This window comes from Streptomyces chartreusis NRRL 3882 (assembly GCF_900236475.1).
Taxonomy (GTDB): domain Bacteria; phylum Actinomycetota; class Actinomycetes; order Streptomycetales; family Streptomycetaceae; genus Streptomyces; species Streptomyces chartreusis_D.
On record NZ_LT963352.1, the window covers coordinates 852,944 to 871,670 of the forward strand.

General features: G+C 73.0%; 13 protein-coding genes and 1 pseudogene. 8 read left to right on the forward strand and 6 right to left on the reverse strand.

Going from position 1 to position 18,727, the window contains the following annotated elements; translation table 11 throughout:
- Positions 1-62: 62 nt before the first annotated feature.
- Positions 63-845, forward strand: a complete 783-nt coding sequence (locus SCNRRL3882_RS03905; RefSeq protein WP_010043662.1) for a DUF899 domain-containing protein — start codon at positions 63-65, stop codon at positions 843-845.
- A gap of 52 nt (positions 846-897) precedes the next feature.
- On the opposite strand, the gene SCNRRL3882_RS03910 is transcribed toward SCNRRL3882_RS03905, so the two are convergent.
- Both SCNRRL3882_RS03910 and SCNRRL3882_RS03915 read right to left on the reverse strand, forming a co-directional pair.
- Positions 898-1,149 (reverse strand): helix-turn-helix domain-containing protein, encoded by a 252-nt coding sequence (locus tag SCNRRL3882_RS03910; RefSeq protein WP_010043661.1) that lies wholly within the window; start codon positions 1,147-1,149, stop codon positions 898-900.
- 43 nt (positions 1,150-1,192) lie between these two features.
- Positions 1,193-1,732 (reverse strand): phenolic acid decarboxylase, encoded by a 540-nt coding sequence (locus tag SCNRRL3882_RS03915; RefSeq protein ID WP_010043660.1) that lies wholly within the window; start codon positions 1,730-1,732, stop codon positions 1,193-1,195.
- A 106-nt stretch (positions 1,733-1,838) separates the two neighbouring features.
- Between SCNRRL3882_RS03915 and SCNRRL3882_RS03920 the strand changes: the two genes are divergently transcribed.
- The 5 genes and pseudogenes from SCNRRL3882_RS03920 (at position 1,839) to SCNRRL3882_RS03940 (ending at position 14,052) form a co-directional block, all read left to right on the forward strand.
- Positions 1,839-9,950 carry a type I polyketide synthase gene (locus tag SCNRRL3882_RS03920; RefSeq protein WP_010043659.1) on the forward strand — a complete coding sequence of 2,704 codons (8,112 nt, stop codon included), beginning with the start codon at positions 1,839-1,841 and terminating at the stop codon, positions 9,948-9,950.
- Entirely contained in the window at positions 9,947-11,440 is a 1,494-nt protein-coding gene (locus SCNRRL3882_RS03925; protein ID WP_010043657.1) for a tryptophan 7-halogenase, read from the forward strand. The genes SCNRRL3882_RS03920 and SCNRRL3882_RS03925 overlap by 4 nt, the downstream gene beginning before the upstream one ends.
- A 325-nt stretch (positions 11,441-11,765) precedes the next feature.
- Positions 11,766-12,050 (forward strand): annotated as a pseudogene (locus SCNRRL3882_RS41595) (transcriptional regulator); the annotation flags it as partial.
- Between the two features lie 92 nt (positions 12,051-12,142).
- The gene (locus tag SCNRRL3882_RS03935; protein ID WP_010043654.1) at positions 12,143-13,255 is read left to right on the forward strand and encodes an ABC transporter substrate-binding protein; all 1,113 of its coding nucleotides are present in this window, start codon (positions 12,143-12,145) and stop codon (positions 13,253-13,255) included.
- A gap of 68 nt (positions 13,256-13,323) precedes the next feature.
- Entirely contained in the window at positions 13,324-14,052 is a 729-nt protein-coding gene (locus tag SCNRRL3882_RS03940; RefSeq protein ID WP_010043652.1) for a leucine-rich repeat domain-containing protein, read from the forward strand.
- A gap of 155 nt (positions 14,053-14,207) precedes the next feature.
- Here the strand turns inward: SCNRRL3882_RS03940 and SCNRRL3882_RS03945 are convergent, their stop codons facing one another.
- Together SCNRRL3882_RS03945 and SCNRRL3882_RS03950 are read right to left on the reverse strand one after the other, a co-directional pair.
- Positions 14,208-14,870, reverse strand: coding sequence for a response regulator (locus SCNRRL3882_RS03945; RefSeq protein ID WP_010043648.1), 663 nt, complete (start codon positions 14,868-14,870; stop codon positions 14,208-14,210).
- The gene (locus SCNRRL3882_RS03950) at positions 14,867-15,994 is read right to left on the reverse strand and encodes a sensor histidine kinase (protein WP_010043646.1); all 1,128 of its coding nucleotides are present in this window, start codon (positions 15,992-15,994) and stop codon (positions 14,867-14,869) included. The genes SCNRRL3882_RS03945 and SCNRRL3882_RS03950 overlap by 4 nt, the downstream gene beginning before the upstream one ends.
- 219 nt (positions 15,995-16,213) lie before the next feature.
- Here SCNRRL3882_RS03950 and SCNRRL3882_RS03955 point away from each other — a divergent pair, with 219 nt between their 5' ends.
- A complete protein-coding gene (locus SCNRRL3882_RS03955) occupies positions 16,214-16,636 on the forward strand; it encodes a DUF6223 family protein (RefSeq protein WP_010043644.1) in 423 nt (140 codons plus the stop codon).
- A gap of 65 nt (positions 16,637-16,701) precedes the next feature.
- Here the strand turns inward: SCNRRL3882_RS03955 and folE are convergent, their stop codons facing one another.
- Together folE and SCNRRL3882_RS03965 are read right to left on the reverse strand one after the other, a co-directional pair.
- A complete protein-coding gene (gene folE, locus SCNRRL3882_RS03960; protein ID WP_010043641.1) occupies positions 16,702-17,388 on the reverse strand; it encodes a GTP cyclohydrolase I FolE in 687 nt (228 codons plus the stop codon).
- A 53-nt stretch (positions 17,389-17,441) separates the two neighbouring features.
- Positions 17,442-18,143: a helix-turn-helix domain-containing protein gene (locus SCNRRL3882_RS03965; protein ID WP_010043639.1), complete on the reverse strand. Its 702-nt coding sequence runs from the start codon at positions 18,141-18,143 to the stop codon at positions 17,442-17,444.
- 86 nt (positions 18,144-18,229) lie between these two features.
- Between SCNRRL3882_RS03965 and SCNRRL3882_RS03970 the strand changes: the two genes are divergently transcribed.
- Complete coding sequence (locus tag SCNRRL3882_RS03970) at positions 18,230-18,667, forward strand: hypothetical protein (RefSeq protein ID WP_010043638.1); 438 nt, start codon at positions 18,230-18,232, stop codon at positions 18,665-18,667.
- Positions 18,668-18,727: the final 60 nt, after the last annotated feature.

The window sequence follows — 18,727 nt, forward strand, 5'->3', positions numbered from 1 at the left end:
TTCCGGTGAGTGTCGTACGAGGCGTACGGCACCGCCCGGCACAGGACACCACGGAGGACACCATGACGACCACCCCGGACGCCCCGACCACCGAGCTGCCCGGCCGCCCGCCCGTCGTCGACCCGGCCACCTGGCAGGCCGCCCGTGACGAGCTCCTGGTCCGCGAGAAGGCCCACACCCGCGAGGGCGACGCGATCGCCGCGGCCCGCCGCCGGCTGCCGATGGTGGAGTTCGACGGGACTGTCGAGGTCGTCGGCCCCGACGGCCCGGTCCCGTTCCTGGACCTGTTCCAGGGCCGCGACGAGCTCGTGGTCTACAAACACATGTGGTACGACGGCGCCCCGCACCAGGGGCAGTGCGAGGGCTGCACCACCACGGCCTGGCACCTGAAGGACGCCGTCTACCTCAACGCCCGCGGTGTCTCGTTCGCCGTCCTGACCTCGGGCCGATGGGACGAGGTGGCCTCCTACGTCGACTTCATGGGCTACACCCAGCCCTGGTACTCGGTACGCGACGTGGACGCGCCGGTCGGCGGCGAGATGGGTTACCTCACCTGCTTCCTGCGCGACGGGGACCGCGTGTTCCTCACCTACTCCACGACGGGCCGCGGCAACGAGCGGGTCAACGGGTCCCTCGGTCTGCTCGACATGACGCCCTACGGCCGCGGCGAGGCGTGGGAGGACAACCCCGAGGGCTGGCCCGAGGGGCAGGTCCCGTGCTGGTCCTGGCGCTCGGACGCGGACGGGAACGCCACCTGGGGCCCGACCAGCCGCCCCGTGCCGCAGTGGACCCGCCCCGGCGCGACGCCGGTGGAGACCCTCGGCCGGCAGGGCCACCACCACTGACGCCTGGCCGACGGCCCCGGCGCAAGGCGTGTGAAGCGGGAGCGCTCCTCCCTCAGACCTTTCCCGGACGTCGCGGGCCGCCCCGGGCCCGGTTGCGGAAACCCGCGGGAGTCTCTCCGGCGCGCTGCCGGAAGAAGCGGGTGAAGGCCGTGGGGCCGGGGAAGCCGATGCGTTCGCCGACGGCGGTGGCGGGCAGGTCGGTGTGCACCGGGAGGCGCTTGGCCTCCAGGAGCACCCGGTCGTCGATCAGGCGCTTGGCTCCGGACCCGGTCACAGCCCGGCTCGCGCGCGTGAGGGTGCGCACGCTGTAGCCCGGCAGCCGTCCCGCCCCTGAGGACGCCTTGAACTCAGTTGGTGCGGTCGGACCAGCCCTGCGGGAGATCTCCGGGGGCCGTGGCGATGACCGTGTCGTCGTCGGGGCCGACGTACTCGAAGAGGGTGATCTTCGCGAATTCCGGGACGATGTGGATCGGATAGGTCGGGCCCTCGTCGCGGTACCTGCGCATCTCGTCGAGGTGGTCGTTCTGGTAGAGGACGGTGCGGTCGCCGTGTTCCTCGACCCAGCGAGGGAAGAAGATCACGCCGTGCAGGCGGCGCTTGCCGGGCATGACGTTGACGGAGACCGACGTACCGGTGGGCTCGTTCCAGGAGATCTTGTAGTGGTCGTCGTCCAGTTGGACGAGGTCCACCCGCTGGTCCTTGACCCAGCGGCCGCCCACCATGCCGGAGTGGATCCGGTAGTCGATGGTGGTCGGGTTCTTCACGTACATCTCGTACTGCCAGCCGTTGGCGTAGGTGTAGATGAAGCGGTGGCCGACGATGCCGGAGAGCTCCTGCGCGGGGACAGGGCTCCGGACGGTGGTCACGTGTGCTCCGTTGCCGGTCATGGGGGTACCTCCTTGCTGCCGCGGTGACACTGCGGCGGGCCGTACGAGTAGCCCCGTTCGCATAGGCTCAACATCGTTGCGGCGCGCGGGTCCGGAAGGCGGAGACATGAGGCGTGACGAGCTGATCCGACCGGTGCCGGAGCTGTTACGGCGGCACGCGGGGGGAGCCGGGCAAAAGGTGGCCTACTCCGACTCCTCGCGCAGCGTCACCTACGCCGAACTGGAGCGGCGCACGCGCTCGCTGGCCGCGTACCTCACCCGGACCGGGCTGCGGCGCGGCGACCGGGTCGCGATCTGTCTGGGCAACTGCGTGGAGGCGGTGGAGAGTTGCCTCGCCGTCCTGCGGGCCGGGATGGTCGGCGTCCCGCTCGATCCGCGGTCCTCCGACGCCGAGTTGGCCCACTTCCTCCAGGACAGCGGAGCCGCATGCGTCATCACGGACGCCGCGCACCTGGCACAACTGCGGCGCCTGGGGCCCCCGTACGACCGCTTGAGCGCCTTGGTCACCGGGAGCGGCCCGGTCCCGGACGGCGCCCGGTCGTTCCGGAGCGCGGCCGAGAGCGGCGGGGACGCGGAGATCGACCTGCTCGGCCTCGACGATCCGGCCTGGATGCTCTACACCTCCGGCACCACGCGTCGTCCCAAGGGTGTGGTGTCCACGCAGCGGGCCGCGCTGTGGTCCGTGGCCGCCTGCTACGCCCCGGTCTTCGGTCTCTCGCCCGACGACCGCCTGCTCTGGCCGCTACCGCTGTTCCACAGCTTCAGCCACTCGCTGGCGATCCTGGGCGTGACGGCCGTGGGCGCGAGCGCCCGGATCGCCGGTGAGCTGCTGCCCCCGGGTGGTCTGCGGCAGGAGCTGCTCGCCGCGCACGCCGGGTTCGGTGGGCCCTTCACCCTGCTGGCCGGCGTACCCGCGACGTATCACCGGCTGCTCGACTCGGGCGGCGAGGCCCCGCCGGCGCTGCGGATGTGCCTCGTGGCCGGCGCCCCGAGCGGCCCCGCCCTGCGCGCGGCCGTGGAGGAGACCCTCGGGGCGCCGCTGCTGGACGCGTACGGCAGTACCGAGACCTGCGGCATGATCGCGGTGAACCGTCCCGAGGGGCCGAGGGTCGACGGCTCCTGCGGGGCGCCCGTGCCGGGCACGGACGTACGCGTCGTCGACCCGCTCAGCGGCGAGGACGTCCCGGACGGGGCCGAGGGCGAGGTCTGGGTGCGTGGGCCGGGCCTGATGACCGGGTACCACGAGCAGCCCGAGGCGACGGCCGCCGCGCTGCGGGACGGCTGGTACCGCACCGGCGACCTCGGCCGCCGCGTCGAGCACGGCCATCTCCGGCTCACCGGCCGGCTCAGCGAGCTGATCATCCGCGGCGGCGAGAACATCCACCCGACGGAGATCGAGCAGGCCCTGGCGCAGTGTCCCGGCGTGTCCGAGGCCGTGGTCGTGGGGGTGCCGCACGACGTGCTCGGCGAGGTGCCGGTCGCCTTCGTGGTGCCGGGTCCGGAGGGCTTCGACGCCCGGCAGGTGCTCGCCGAGTGCCGGACCCGGCTGGCCGACTACAAGGTGCCGGCCGAGATCCGCGAGATCACCGCCGTGCCGCGCACCGGGTCCGGCAAGATCGCCCGGCACGAGCTGGTCGCCGCCGCTCCGGCCGCTCCGGTCGCGGCCGACGCCGCCCCCACCGCCCTGCGCGAGCGGCTCCTGTCCCTCTCGCGCGGCGACCAGGAGCGCGCGCTACGCGAAACGGTGCTGACCGAAACGGCCGGGGTCTGCCGGCGCACACCGGGCGATCTGCCCGACGCGGACAGGCCGTTCACCGATCTCGGCATGACTTCCGCCGGCGTCGTCGAGCTGGTGGACCGGCTCGGCGCGCTGACCGGTCTGAGCCTGCCGTCGACACTGGTCTTCGACCACCCCACGCCGACCGCGGTGGCCCGGTACCTGCGTGTGGCGCTCTTCGAGGGCGAGCCCGTGGGGCACCCGCAGGCGTACGGCGGACCGGGCCGGCCTCCCGAGGACGATCCGATCGTGATCGTCGCCATGGGCTGCCGGTATCCCGGTGGCGTCGGCTCCCCCGAGGACCTGTGGGAGTTGGTGTCGCACGGGCGGGACGCCATCTCGGAGTTCCCGGCCGACCGCGGCTGGGACCTGGACGCCCTGTACGACCCTGATCCCGACCGGGTCGGCACGTCGTACACGCGGCACGGCGGGTTCCTGCAGCGGGCCGCGGAGTTCGACGCCGGGCTGTTCGGGATCTCGCCGCGCGAGGCGCTCGCCATGGACCCGCAGCAGCGGCTGCTCCTGGAGACGTCCTGGGAGGTGTGGGAGCGGGCCGGGATCGACCCGGCGTCGGTGCGCGAGAGCGACACCGGCGTGTTCGTCGGCGTGATGTACGGCGACTACTCCGCCCGCTTCACGCGCTCCCACGAGTTGGAGGCGCACCTGGGGCTGGGCTCGGCGGGCAGTGTGGCCTCCGGGCGGATCTCCTACGTGTACGGTCTGCGCGGTCCCGCGATCACGGTCGACACCGCGTGCTCGTCCTCGCTGGTGGCGCTGCACTGGGCCGCGCGGGCGCTGCGCTCGGGCGAGTGCTCGCTGGCGCTGGCCGGCGGGGTCACGGTGATGGCGACGCCCAAGCCGTTCCTCGCCTTCAGCAGGCAGCGCGGGCTGTCGCCGGACGGGCGCTGCAAGTCGTTCTCGGCGGCGGCCGACGGCACGGCCTGGGGCGAGGGCGTGGGACTGGTCCTGCTGGAGCGGTTGTCCGACGCGCGGCGCAACGGCCATCCGGTCCTGGCCGTGCTCCGCGGCTCCGCCGTGAACTCCGACGGCGCGTCCAACGGGCTCGCCGCGCCCCACGGCCCGGCACAGCGGCGGCTGATCGAGCGGGCGCTGGCGGACGCGGGGCTGCGCACCGGTGACGTGGACGTGGTGGAAGCCCACGGCACGGGCACCCGGCTGGGCGACCCCATCGAGGCGCAGGCCCTCCTGGCCACGTACGGACAGGGCCGTGAGCAGCCGTTGTGGCTCGGGTCGGTCAAGTCCAACCTCGGGCACACGCAGGCGGCGGCCGGAGTCGCCGGCGTCATCAAGATGGTGCAGGCCATGCGGCACGGCTCACTGCCCCGGACCCTGCACGTCGACGCGCCCACACCGCACGTCGACTGGTCCGCCGGCCGCGTGGAACTACTGACCGCGCCCCGGCCCTGGCCGGCCTCGGACCGGCCGCGGCGTGCGGGGGTCTCGGCCTTCGGGATCGGCGGGACCAACGCGCATCTGATTCTGGAAGAGGCGCCGGAGAAGGAGACCGCGGTCCCACGGGAGGTGGCGGCCTCTCCGGAGGCGGCGGTCTCCCCGCGGGCAGCCGCGGTGCCGCCCGTTCCCTGGCTGCTCTCCGCCGCCGACGAGACCGCCCTGCGCGCCCAGGCCCGACGGCTCGCGGCCGAGGCGGCGAACCGGCCGGCCCTGTCGCCCGCCGACGTCGCCCACTCGCTGGCGGTGTCGCGCTCCGCCCTCAGCCATCGCGCGCTCGTGCCGGCCGGTGACCGAACCCGGATGCTGGACGCGCTGAACGCGTTCGCGCAGGGCCGGGACACCCCCGGTGTCGTCCGAGGACTGGCCGACCCGGAGCTCCGTACGGCCTTCCTGTTCACCGGACAAGGCGCCCAGCGCCCCCGGATGGGCGCCGAACTGCGCGCCGCCTTCCCCGTCTTCGCCGACGCCTTCGACGAGGTCTGCCGTCACCTGGACGACCGTCTCCCCCAGCCGCTGAGCGCCGTGCTGTCCGCCGAGCCGGGCTCACCGGAAGCGGCTCTGGTGGACCGTACGGACTTCACCCAGGCCGGACTGTTCGCCTTCGAGGTGGCGCTGTTCCGGCTGCTGGAGTCGTGGGGCGTGCGGGCCGACCGGCTGGTGGGCCACTCCGTCGGTGAGCTGGCGGCCGCGCATGTCGCCGGCGTGCTCGATCTGCCCGACGCCGCGACGCTGGTTGCCGCTCGCGGACGGCTGATGCAGGCCTTGCCCGACGGCGGTGCGATGGTGGCGCTGGAGGGGAGCGAGGAGGAAGTCGCCACGGAGCTCGCGCAGTTCGGGGCGCAGGAAGCGAAGGTGGCGCAGGCAGCTGAGGGAGCGCAGATGGCCGTCGCGTCCGTCAACGGGCCCAGCTCGGTGGTGATCTCGGGCGCGCGGGACGCGGTGCTCGCGGTCGCGGCCGGCTTCGAGGCGCGCGGACGCAGGGCCGTACGGCTGCGGGTGAGCCATGCTTTCCACTCGCCCCTGGTGGCGCCGATGCTCGACGCATTCCTGGCCGTCGCCCGGGAGTTGACCTTCCGACCGCCGCGTGTCCCGATCGTCTCCACCGTGACGGGACGGCTCGCCGAGCCCGCGGAACTGTGCACGCCCGAGTACTGGGCGCGGCACGCCCGGCTGCCCGTGCGCTTCGCCGACGCCGTGCGCCGGCTCTCGGACGACGGCGTCTCCGCCTACCTGGAACTCGGTCCCGGGCCCGTACTCACCGCGGCGGCCGCCGACTGTCTGACCGACACGTCCACGAGCGGCTCGGTTCTCGCCGTCGCCACCCGAGGCGATGCGTACGAACCGGAGACGCTCCTGTCGGCCGTGGCGCGGCTGCATGTGGCCGGGGCCGCCGTCGACTGGGCGGCGGTGTACGCGGGTTCCGGCGCGCGCCGCGAGGATCTGCCGACGTACGCCTTCCAGCGGCAGCGGTACTGGCTGGACGCTCCTCGCCCGTCGGCGACCGGCACCGGGTCCCTGCTGGGCCCGGCGTTCCCGGTGCCGGACACCGAGCGGACGGTCCTGACCGGGCTGTTGTCCCTCGCTGCTCACCCGTGGCTCGCGGACCATGTCGTCGCCGGGAGGGTCGTCGTGCCGGCGACGGTGTTCGTGGAGATGGCCCTGCGGGCGGGTGAGGCGGTGGGCTGCGGCGCGGTCGACGAACTCGTGATGCTCTCGCCACTCGCCCTGTCCGGTTCCGCGGGGGTGCGGGTCCAGGTCGTGGTGGGTGCGCGGGACGACGACTCGGGCCGGCGGCCGGTCGACGTCTACTCCCGGCCGGAGCAGCCCGAGCGGCCGGAGGATTCCGCCGAGGCCGCGTGGACACGGAATGTCTCCGGACAGCTGGGCGGAGGCCGCGCCCCGCAGGACGAACTGACACAGTGGCCACCCCAGGGCGCGGAGGCGGTGGACCTCACCGGCGCGTACCCCGCCCTCGCCGAGGCCGGGCTCGCCTACGGGCCTGCCTTCCAGGGGGTCGGCGCGGTCTGGCGGCGCGGCGACGACGTCTTCGCGGAGGTCCGGCTGCCCCCGTCGCACGCCCCGGAAGCGGGCCGCTTCGGAGTCCATCCTGCGCTGTTCGACGCCGCGTCGCACGCGCCGCTGCTGGCCGCGTCCGCGGACACGCGCACGGTCCGGGTGCCGTTCGCGTGGAGCGGGGTGAGCCTGCACGCCTCGGGAGCGACGGAGTTGCGCGTCAAGGTGACGTCGACGAAGTCCGACACGGTTTCGCTGACCCTGGCCGACCCGTCCGGCCGACTCGTGGCACGCGTGGACTCGCTGGCGACCAGGGAACTCCCGGCCGAGCGGGCAGGCCGCGCCGGCCTGGCGGAGGACTTCGTACGAAGGGCTCTGCTGCGCCCTGAGTGGGCCGTCCTCGACCTCTTCCCCGGTGACGCTGATGAGCGGGCCTGGGCCGTGCGCGGGCCGGACGAGCTGAATCTCGCCGATTTCCTGCCCGGCGGCGTGCACCCCGGTGTCATCGCCGTCACAGCCATCGCCCCTGCGACAGGCTCGGATCCGGTCTCCGCCACGCACGAGCTGACGGGCCGAGTACTCAAGGTGCTCCAGGACTGGCAGGACGACCCGGGCACGGCGGGCTCACGGCTGGTCGTGGTCACGCGGGACGCCACCGGGCCGGTGCCGGACCTGGCGGGTGCGGCGGTCTGGGGCCTGGTGCGTACGGCGCAGTCGGAGCTGCCCGGACGTGTCGTCCTGGTGGATGTCGACGGGCAGCCCGAGTCACTGCGGATGCTGCCGTCGGCCGTCGCCACCGGTGAGCCGCAACTCCGGGTGCGGGACGGTCGGGTGACGGTTCCGCGGCTGGCCGCGGCCAGTGATGCAGCGGGCGCGGGTGCCGCCTTCGGCCCGGACGGTACGGTCCTGATCACCGGAGGCACCGGGGCGCTGGGCGCGGAGCTGGCGCGTCATCTGGTCGCCGGACACGGCGTACGGCATCTGCTGCTGACCGGACGCCGTGGACCGCAGGCGCCCGGGGCAGCCCAACTGCGCGATGCACTGGAAGCGTTGGGGGCTCGGGTCGCCGTCGTCGCCTGTGACACGGCCGACCGGGCCGCGCTGGCCGAGGTGGTCAAGCGCTGTGAGCCGCCGCTGACCGCTGTGGTGCACGCCGCCGGGGTTCTCGACGACGGCGTGCTGGACTCACTGACCCCCGAGAGGATGGCGGCCGTGCTGCGTCCGAAGGCCGACGCGGCCTGGCATCTGCACGAACTGACCCGGGACATGGGCCTCTCGGCGTTCGTCCTGTTCTCCTCCGTCTCCGGTCTGCTGGGCCGGGCGGGCCAGGGCAATTACGCGGCCGCGAACTCGTTCCTCGATGCCCTCGCCCACCGTCGCGCCGCCGAGGGACTGCCGGCGGTCTCGCTGGCGTGGGGCCCGTGGGAGCACACCGGCGGCATGGCGGCGGGGCAGCAGCCCCGACAGCGCCCACTGGCACGTGACGTGCTGATGCCGCTGTCCACAGAGCAGGGCATGACCCTGTTCGACGCCGCGCTGCGCTCGACGGGACCGGTCCTGGCTCCGATCCTGCTGGACCGGGCGGCGCTTCGGTCCGGTGCGGGGCACCTGCCACCGCCGTTGCGCGGATTCGTCCGGCAGAACCGGCCGCCCGCCGCGGCGACGGCCTCGGGCTCCCCCGGGTCTCCTGGACAGATGCTGGAGCCGGGAGCCTGGCGGAAGCGGCTGGCCCCGCTGCCCCCCGGCGAGCGGGAGCCGGCGCTCGTGGAGTTGCTGCGGGGCGACGTGGCCGCCGTGCTCGGCTACCCGGACGGCGACGCCCTCCCGGCCGGCAAGTCCCTCGCCGACCTGGGGTTCGACTCCCTCACCGCCGTGCAGATCCGCAACCGGCTGAGCATGGCGCTGAAGCTCCGGCTGTCGGCCGCGGTCGTGTTCGAACACCGCACGGCCGAGGAACTGGCCCGCCACCTGCTCGGCCTGCTGGGAGGCGAACCGGCCGCCGCAGCCGCCCCCGAGGCCACAGGAACCGCCGACGCGACAGCGGCCACGGGATCCGAACGGCCGGCGTACACCCTCTCCTCGCTGTTCCGGACGGTCAGTGCCGCCGGGCAACCGGTGGCGGCGATGCACCTGCTCGTCACCGCGTCCTGGGCGCTGCCCACCTTCACGGCCGCCCGGGGCCGCGAGCACGCGCTGCCCCCGATCCGCCGCTCCCCCGGCCGCTCCCGTCGCGGAAGGCCGATGGTCGTCTACGTCCCGGCCTACCATCCGTCGCTCGCGTCGGGCGGCGGGGACTTCCCCCGCTTCCACCGCGCTCTCCAGGGCGACCTGGAGGCCTCGGAGGTCCTGGAGTTCCCGCACCCCGGAATCGGCGCAGGTGCCGCCGTACCGCAGGACCGGGACGCCTTGGCGCGTACGCAGGCCGAGAGCGTGCTGCGGCACGTCGGGGACGGGCCCTTCGTGGTCGTAGGACGGTCGGCGGGCGGCAATGTGGCGCACCTGGTGGCCCACCAGTTGGAGAACACGGGCCGGGCACCGGCCGGCCTGGTGCTGCTGGACACCTACCACATCACGCCGGACAACAGCGGCAAGGACTGGCTGCTGTCCCTGGCCGCCCCACCGCCGCGGGACAGCTCACCGCAGGACACCGGACAGCCCCTCCTCACCGGGGACGACGACAGCACCTTGGCCGCGATCGGCGCCTACAACCGGATCTTCCTCGGCTGGGTCCCCGAACCGATCGCCACGCCCACGCTCCTCGTGCGCGCGCAGCGGCCCACGCCCGCCATGGCGGCCTCTGCCGACGCGGACGACTGGCGGACGTCCTGGCCTGCGGCGCACGACGTCGTGGACGTCCCGGGAGATCATCTGACGATGATGCGGGAACACGCGGAGACAACCGCGTCGGCGATCCGCGCCTGGATCGACACGCGAACGGCGAAGGGAGACCGGTGAGTTCGGCAAAGCCCCCGCAGGACTTCGACGTCATCGTGGTCGGCGGCGGCCCGGCCGGGGCCACCGTCTCGGCGGCCGTCGCCCTGCACGGCCACCGCGTCCTCCTCGTCGAGAAGGAGACCTTCCCCCGGTACCAGATCGGCGAGTCCCTGCTGCCCTCCACCGTGCACGGCGTGTGCCGGATCCTCGGCGTCGAGGACGAGATGGCGCGTGCGGGCTTCAAGCCGAAGCGCGGCGGCACGTTCCGCTGGGGCCGCAACCGGGATCCCTGGCAGTTCTCCTTCGCGCTGTCGCCCCGCCTGGCCGACCCGACCTCGTTCGCCTACCAGGTCGAGCGGTCGAGGTTCGACGCGATCCTCCTGGACAACGCCCGCCGCGTCGGCGTCGACGTACGGGAAGGCTGCCGTGTGACGGGCGTGCTCGCCGACGAGGAGCGGATCCGCGGGGTGCGCTGGTCCGGGCCCGACGGCGAGGTCCGCGAGGCCGGTGCCCGGTACGTCGTGGACGCCTCCGGCAACGGCAGCAGGATCCACCCGCATGTCGGCGGTAAGCGGATCTACTCCGACTTCTTCCGCAACATCGCGGTGTTCGGCTACTTCGCCGGCGGCGCGCGGCTCCCGGCACCGAACGACGGCAACATCTTCTGCGCCGCCTTCGACGAGGGCTGGCTCTGGTACATCCCGCTCCGGGACGACCTGACCAGCGTCGGAGCCGTGGTGGCCCGCGAGAACGCCGAGGCCGTCCAGCGCGACCCGGCCGCCGCCTGGCGCCGAATGATCGACGCCTGCCCCGAGGTACGCGGCTTCCTCGACGGCATCCCGCAGGCCAACGAGGCGCCCTACGACCAGGTCCGTGTCCGCAAGGACTGGTCGTACTGGAAGTCACAGCTGTGGCGGCCCGGCATGGCCCTGGTCGGGGACGCGGCCTGCTTCGTCGACCCGGTGCTCTCCAGCGGAGTCCACCTCGCGACCTACGGGGGGCTGCTCGCCGCCCGGTCCATCAACGGCTGCCTCGCCGGAAACGTGGACGAGGCCCGTCTGTTCGCCGAGTTCGAGGCCCGCTACCGGCACGAGTACGGCCTGTTCCACGAGTTCCTGGTCTCCTTCTACGACCTGCACCAGGACGAGCGGTCGTATTTCTGGAAGGCGCGCAAGGTCACCAACGTCGGCACGACGGAACTCGAGGCGTTCGTCGAGCTGGTGGGCGGCCTGGCGTCCGGCGACGCGTCGCTCACGGGGGCCGGGCCGGCGGGCGAACGGCTCACCGCCGCCGCCGACGACTTCGAGCGAGCCGTGCGCCGCCTCCCCGACGCCGACGACCTGCGCAATCCCCTCTACGAGTCCGAGACCTTCCGGCAGGTGTTCCAGGAGGGGGCCGCCCTCCAGGAACGCGGCCTGTTCGGCGGACCGTTGGAGACCGAGGCACCGCTGCGCCCCGGCGGCCTGGTGGCGTCGGAGGACGGGCTGACCTGGGTCGAACCCGAGGCGTAGGGACGCGTGTCCCGCCGGCGTGCCCAGAGGTCGGACCGGCCGTCGCGACGACTGGTCGCCCATCTCGCCGACACCGACCTGACCGACTCCGCCCCGCGCACCGCCGAGGGATTCCTCGCCGCGCTCGGGGAAACCGCCACGTCCGCAGCCGCCTCGACCGTCACGAACCGGTCGACGCCCCGCCGCCACGCCGGACCGCGGCCCACGGGTTGCGTCTGCACCCGTCGGCGGGGCCCGATGGATCGCCACCGGGACGCCGCCCTCGCCTTCGACCCGCTCTCGCTGGCCGGGGCACACGTTCGGGGCACACCGGCAACACGCACACTTGACCGGACTGAGCGGTGAACTCGTCACCCGCAACGAGGAGTTCGGCACCGCATGGCCGAGCACAACGTGCGCCTGCGCCACACCGGCCGCAAAGCCTTCCGCCACCCGGTCATCGGGGCTCGACAGCCGGGTCTGGCCCTGACCGCCTACTCCGCCGAGCCCCGTCACCCCGGCGCACGACGCGCTGCGCCTGCCGGCCGCGCGGGCGTCCACCGAGGACGCGTCCGCCGCTGCCGACCATGGCTGTACGGCGTTTCCGGCCGCGGGCTTTCGTTCACCGTGAAGTCCCGGCGGCGGCCGACCGGCGGACTCGGGGTGAGGTAGGTTTCCCGGCGTCGGACGGCAACGGAATCGTCGCGCGGGAGGCGCCCACACATGAGTACGCCGCCATGGCCCCCTGCAGCGGAGCGGACTGACGGATCGGCCGTCCGGATCGGCGCTCTCGTGCCGCTGACCCGGCCTGGCTGGGTCGAGGCGGGTCACCACCTGCTCGCTGGGCTCGAACTGGCCGTGGGCGATGTCAATGACGCGGGCGGGATCGCCGGAAGGCCTCTCGAACTGGTGGTCCGGGACACCGCGGCTGATCCGGACAGGGCCGCGGCGGCCGTGGAGGAGTTGGCCGGCCTGGGCGTGGCCGCGCTGGCCGGTGAGTATCACAGCGTCGTCGCTCGCGCCGCTGCCACCAGGGCCGACGCCCTCGGTCTGCCGTACCTCTGCTCGTCAGCGGTTCTCGACGCGCTCACCGAACAGCCGACGGAATGGGTCGCCCGCCTCTCCCCGCCACAGTCGCGCGGCTGGCGGATCTACGCGGACTTCCTCCTCGGCACTGGCCACAGCCGCATCGCCGTAGCAGCGCAGCCGAGTGTGTACTGGGCATCCGGAACGCGCATTCTGCGGGACCACCTCACTCCGCGCGGCGGCACCGTCATCGAACTGGACATGAGCGCGCTCACCCCCACGGCCGTCCGCGACGAACTCGTCGAGCATCGCGCGACAGCCCTCCTGCTCCTGGTAGGTCACCCTGAGCCGGCCGTGCCGCTCGTCAGGTCCGTCCGCCGCGACGAGCGCCTCGCCGAGGTGCTGATCGGTGCTCCGGCCGGACAGCCGGAGTTCGCGGAATGGACGACGTCGCTGGGCGACGACGGCGCCGCGATCCCGTTCCTGCGCTACCTGCCCGAGCGCCTCACCCCCCTCGGTACACGAGTCGGGACGACCCTGAGCGAACGGCTGGCCGAAGCGCCCTCCTTCGTGGCCTTCGAGGGCTACGACACGGTCACCGTCCTCGCCGAGGTGCTGCGTGCCCAGGGGACGGACCGGGCGCGCACGGCCGAATCCTGGCCCCGCGTCGATGTGCCGGGGACCCGCGGCCGGATCCGGTTCTCGCGCGTGCCCGGCATCAGCGTGTGGCAATGGGCCGTGCCGCCGGTCCAGGTCGTCGATCGAGACCCGGCGCATCCCGATCGCTTTCGGATCCTCCACACCGGCTGACGGGCCAGGACGCTGCCCCGCACGAAAAAAGCTCGTACCGGACCGTCGGCGGAAGGGAACCCGAGAACATGCAGCCCGCGCCCACCACGCTCAGCCTCTGGCGTCACCAGCTCGGGGAAGTACCCGAGTCGGTCTGGCGACGAACCGAGCTGGAGGTGCTGATTCTGGCGGACAACGGGCTCACGACTCTTCCCGCCGAGATCGGGCTACTGCGCCGGCTCACGACCTTGGACCTCGGCCACAACAAGCTCACGTCGCTTCCCGACGCTCTGGGCGACCTGACCGAACTCAGCGGCTGCCTCTATCTGCACGACAACAGCCTGTCCCAACTCCCGGACACGGTGGGGAACCTGTCGCGGCTGCGCTATCTCAATGTCGGGGAAAACCCTCTCACCGCCCTGCCCGAAACCATCGACCGGATGACGGATCTGATCGAACTACGCGCCCAGCACAGCCTGTTGACCACCCTGCCCGCGGGCATCGGCTCCCTCCGCAAGCTGCGCGAACTCTGGCTCCGCGGGAACAAGCTCACCAGCCTGCCGGCCTCGGTCACCGAACTGGACGGGCTACGACACCTGGACCTGCGGGAGAACGCGCTCGACGAGGTGCCGGAGCCCCTGATGCGCCTTCCCCGGCTTCGCCAGCTCGACCTGCGCAGCAACCACATCGTCGAACTGCCGGACTGGGTCGCACGGATGAGGGCGCTGGAGAAGCTGGATCTGCGCTGGAACCCCTGCACACCCTCCCCGCACCTGCTCACCGAGCTGGAACAGCGCGGCTGCGTGGTCCTGCTGTGAACTGCCGGGGCACGCCTCAGGCTTCGTCCGCCCTGGTCAGGGCATCGGTGATCACGCGGGTGGCGAAGTCGCGGCCGTCGGTGATCCGGTTGGTATGCTCCGCGAGCAGGAAGGCGGTGGGCGGGTCCGGCGAACGCCGATGACGGCCGCCGTGGTCAGGAGTCGCGTGGGGTCACCAGGCCGGATTCGTAGGCCAGCACCACGAGTTGGGCCCGGTCACGGGCGCGGAGCTTGGTCATGGCCCGGTTGATGTGGGTTTTCGCGGTGAGTGGGCTGATCACCAGACGGTCGGCGATCTCGTCATTGGACAGGCCCCGCGCGACCAGGACGACGGCCTCGCGTTCGCGGCCGGTCAGCTCCTCCAGCGCCGTGCCGGGGTGGGTGGGGAGCGGCTGGGTGACGTACCGGTTGATCAGCTTGCGGGTGATGGAGGGGGCGAGCAGGGCGTCGCCGCGCGCCGCGACGCGTACGGCGTGCAGGAAGTCCTCCGGCACGATGTCCTTGACCAGGAATCCGGCTGCGCCGGCGCGCAGCGCGTCCAACACGTACTCGTCGAGGCCGTAGTTGGTCAGGATGACGACGTGCACCCCGGCCAGGACCGGGTCCGCGGCGATGCGCCGGGTCGCCTCGATGCCGTCGACGACCGGCATCTGGATGTCGATGAGCGCGACGTCGGGCAGGTGCTCCCTGGCCAGTTCCAGGCCCTCGCCGCCGTCGGCGGCCTCCGCCACCACCTCGATGTCGTCCTCCAGGTCGAGGAGCGCGCGGAATCCGCTGCGGATGAGCGGCTGGTCGTCGACGAGCAGGACGCGGATCATGACACCCGGTCCAGGGGCAGTTCGGCCTGGACGGTGAAGCCGCCCTCGCCGCGCGGCTCCGCCCGCAACCGGCCGCCGAGGGCGGTGACGCGCTCGCGCATGCCCTGCAGCCCGACGCCGGGCGTCGGCGCGACGGCCGGTGTGGCCTTGCCGTCGTCGTCGATGCGGAGGGCGAGGGCGTCCGGGCGGCAGTCGATCCGGACCGAGGCCGTGCCGGCGTCCGCGTGCCGGGCGATGTTGGTCAGCGACTCCTGAACGATCCGGTAGACGGTCCGGCCCACCGCGGCCGGCACGTCATGGCGCTCTCCCTCGATCGTCAGCGTCGCCTTCAGACCGGTTCTGCCGGCTCGTTCCACCAGTTCGGGCACGTCGTCGAGTCCGCGCGGGGGCGCCGTGTCGTCGTCGCGCAGCGCCTCCAGCGTCACGCGCAGCTCCCGGGCCGCCTCACGGCCGGCCTCCTGGATCGCCAGCAGTGCCTCCGACACCTCCTCGCCTCGTCTGCGGGCCACGTGGACGGCCACGTCGGCCTGCACCTTGATGACCGAGATCTGATGGGTCAGCGAATCGTGCAGTTCCCTCGCGATGCGCAGCCGTTCCTCGTCGGCGCGGCGTCGGGCGGTCTCTTCCCGGGTGCGCTCGGCCTCGTCCGCCCGACGCTCGGCCTGCCGCAACGCCTCCCCGGCGGCCCCGGCCGCGATCAGCCAGGCGATTTCCAGGGCACCCCGGGCCTGCGCGAACGCCTCGCCCGTGTCGTGGAGGCCGGAGGCGAGCGCCGCGAACGGGAGGGCGGCCAGCACGGTCAGGCTCGCCGCGACGGCGGCGACCCGGTGTCCCGCGCGCACGGCGGCGTACACCGCGAACAGGTAGGCGACGGCGGGCACATCGAAGCCGGCCGCCTGATACGCGATCGCGCACAGCCCGGTGACCGCCAGGACGGCGACCGGGGCCCGGCGGCGCGCGGCCAGGGCCAGCCCGCCGGCCGTCAGCAGCGCGTACCCGAGCAAGTCCCGGTCCGTTGCGGAGGGTTGCCCGGACACTCCCGTGACCAGCAGCGTCCCCGCCACGCCCACGGCGATGCCCCAGTCTCCGACCAGGGTCCGGACGCGGGTCTCACCTGCATTCATGCGCGCACCCTAACCGGCCGGCGCCACGGGCGGGTCCGCCTCGTGGGCGAGTGGCCGGCTACCGCACATGCAGTATGCGCGTGCGTTCTGCGGCTTGCGCGGTAGCGCGCTGCGGCGTCGGCGGCAGGGCGAAGTGTCCGCGTCCGCCGGACGACCGGGGCTCGGCCCGGCGGACATGCTCGGGTGACATCCGGTCACGGGAAGAGAAGGAGCGTCTCGATGTCTGTTCGCCGCTTGTTCGCCGCCGCTGCGGTCGCGCTGCTCGGAGGTACCGGGCTCGCCGCGCCCGCGGCCGCCCACACGCCGGGCGGGTCGGTCGCCGCCGCTGCCCATGACGTCAGCCTCGGGCGACTCGGATCCGCCACGGGCGCGCTGCTGGGGCTGGCGGGCCTCGTCGTCGCCGGGCTGGCCCTGGCCCGCCCGGCCGGCCGTATCGGCTCCGTCGACCAGTCTCTCGTGGCCACGGCGGCCATGGTGGCGGGAGTGATCAGCATGGCCCTGGGCGGGCTGGTCGCGGCCACCGCCGACGGTGGTCTCGGCACCGGCAACGGGCTGGGCGGGGCCTATGTGGCGATGCTCGTGGGGCTGATCGCCACGGCCCTCGGCGGGCTGGTCCTGACCCGTTCGCGCCGCACCGGCTGACCGGAGCGGAAATACGAGCGCACGTCCGTGTTCGTGAGGAGCCAGGCCCCACGGCGCACCGCGCTTCAGGAGTGCAGCCCGGTCAGGGAGAGGAACTCGGCGCGTGAGCGGGCGTCGTGGCGGAGTGTGCCGAGGAGGGTGGAGGTGAGTGTGCTGGAGCCCGTGGCCTGGACGCCGCGCAGGGTCATGCAGCTGTGCTCGGCTTCGATCACGACACCGACGCCCTTGGGTTCGAGATGGGCCTGGAGCCAGTCGGCGACCTGCTTGGTCAGGCGTTCCTGGACCTGGGGCCGGCAGGCGAAGTGCTCGACCACGCGGGCCAGTTTGGACAGGCCGAGGATGCGGTGCCCGGGGAGGTAGCCGACGTGGGCGGTGCCGGTGAAGGGCAGCAGATGGTGCTCGCACACCGAGCGCACCGGGATGCTGCGGGCCAGCACGAGTTCGTCGTAGCCCTCGTCGTTGGGGAAGGTCGTCAGGTCGAAGGGGCGGGGGCTGAACAGTTCGGCGTAGGCACGGGCCATCCGGCCGGGGGTGCCGTGCAGGCTCTCTGAGCTGGTGTCGATGCCGAGCGCGGCGAGGAAATCCGCCGCGGCGCGTTCGGCTCCGGCCAGGTCTATGCCGTCGGTGTCGTGGACGACGCGCAGGGGGGCGGGAGAGGGGGCCGGCGCCTGCGGGCGGGGAATGCTCGCGGAGGGGGCGGGCAGGTCGGCGGTGCGCGATGCGTGGGCGTTGATCGATCCGGCGAGATCCATGACGTACCTCTCGTGTGACGGGGAAAAGGGGCTGGCGGGCGGCGCGTGGCGGGTCAGGGACTCGCGGTCGCGGGCGGGGCGGAAGCCGGCTCCAGACGGACGCAGCAGTGGCCGGGGCTGGGCGCCAGGCATGCCTGGAGATCGCTGTCCTCGAGCCCTTCGAGGACGCCCTGGAGCAGGTGGAGGTTCATGCCGCACACCGTCTGGGTGTGCTCGCGGGCGAGCGCGTGGAAGGGGCAGTTTCCCAGCACGATGGCGTCACCGTCGCGGCGGGGCTCGAACCCGTGCCGCTCCAGGAGGTCGAACACGCCCGGGCCGCCCTGCCCGGCGAGCCGGGCGCCGAGACGGTGGGCCTTTCGGTGCAGGACGGCGCGGACCGGTTCGCCGGTGGCCTCGGCTTCCTCCAGGGCCTGGGCGAGGAGCCGTCCGGCCAGCTCGTAGTTCCGCTCGGGCAGGCTGACGGTGACCTGCTTGGCGGAGCGCTTGTAGAGCTTGGCCGGCCGGCCGGCTCCCGGACCGGTGCGGCCGCTGCGCCGTTCGTAGACGACGTCGAGGAGTGCTTCGTCGGCCAGGCGGTCCAGGTGGAAGGCCGCGGTCTGGCGCGCCAGGCCGAGGGCGGCGGCGGCTTCGTCGCGACTGACCGGTCCCGGCTGGCGCACGACGTGGTCGTACAGCCGCCTGCGCGTCGGCTCGTCGAGGGCGGCGACGGCGGAGACGTCGGGGTGGGGTGCTTCTTTCGGGTGGTCCACGAACACCAGTGTAAAACCCACAGCCATTGACTAAAGAAGCCATACGCGCTTCTATCGTTAGTGAGAGTTGTCGATAGAAGGAACGGTGCGTCATGACGTCCACAACCCACCCCACCTCGTCCGTCGAGCCCCGGCGGGCAGCGCTCGGCGACCCCGGCTACCAGGCGTTCGTCATCCTGCGCGTCGGGTTCACCGTGGCGCCGATCCTGTTCGGGCTGGACAAGTTCGCCAACCTGCTCGTGGACTGGCCCACCTACCTCGCGCCGTGGATCAACGACATCGTGCCCGGCAGCGCCCAGGCAGCCATGTACGCCGTCGGTGTCGTCGAGATCGTCGCCGGGCTCGTCGTCGCTCTCGCCCCGCGCTTCGGGGGCTGGCTGGTGGCCGGATGGCTGGCCGGCATCATCGTCAACCTGCTGACCATCCCGGGGTACTACGACATCGCCCTGCGCGACTTCGGCCTCCTGCTCGGCGCGGTCGCCCTCGCCCGGCTCGCCCAGCGCTACCACGGCGAGCGGCAGCCGCACTGACACGGCGGCGCGGACGGACGGGGGAAGGCGGGTGAGCAGCAAATCGGCTCACCCGCCTCC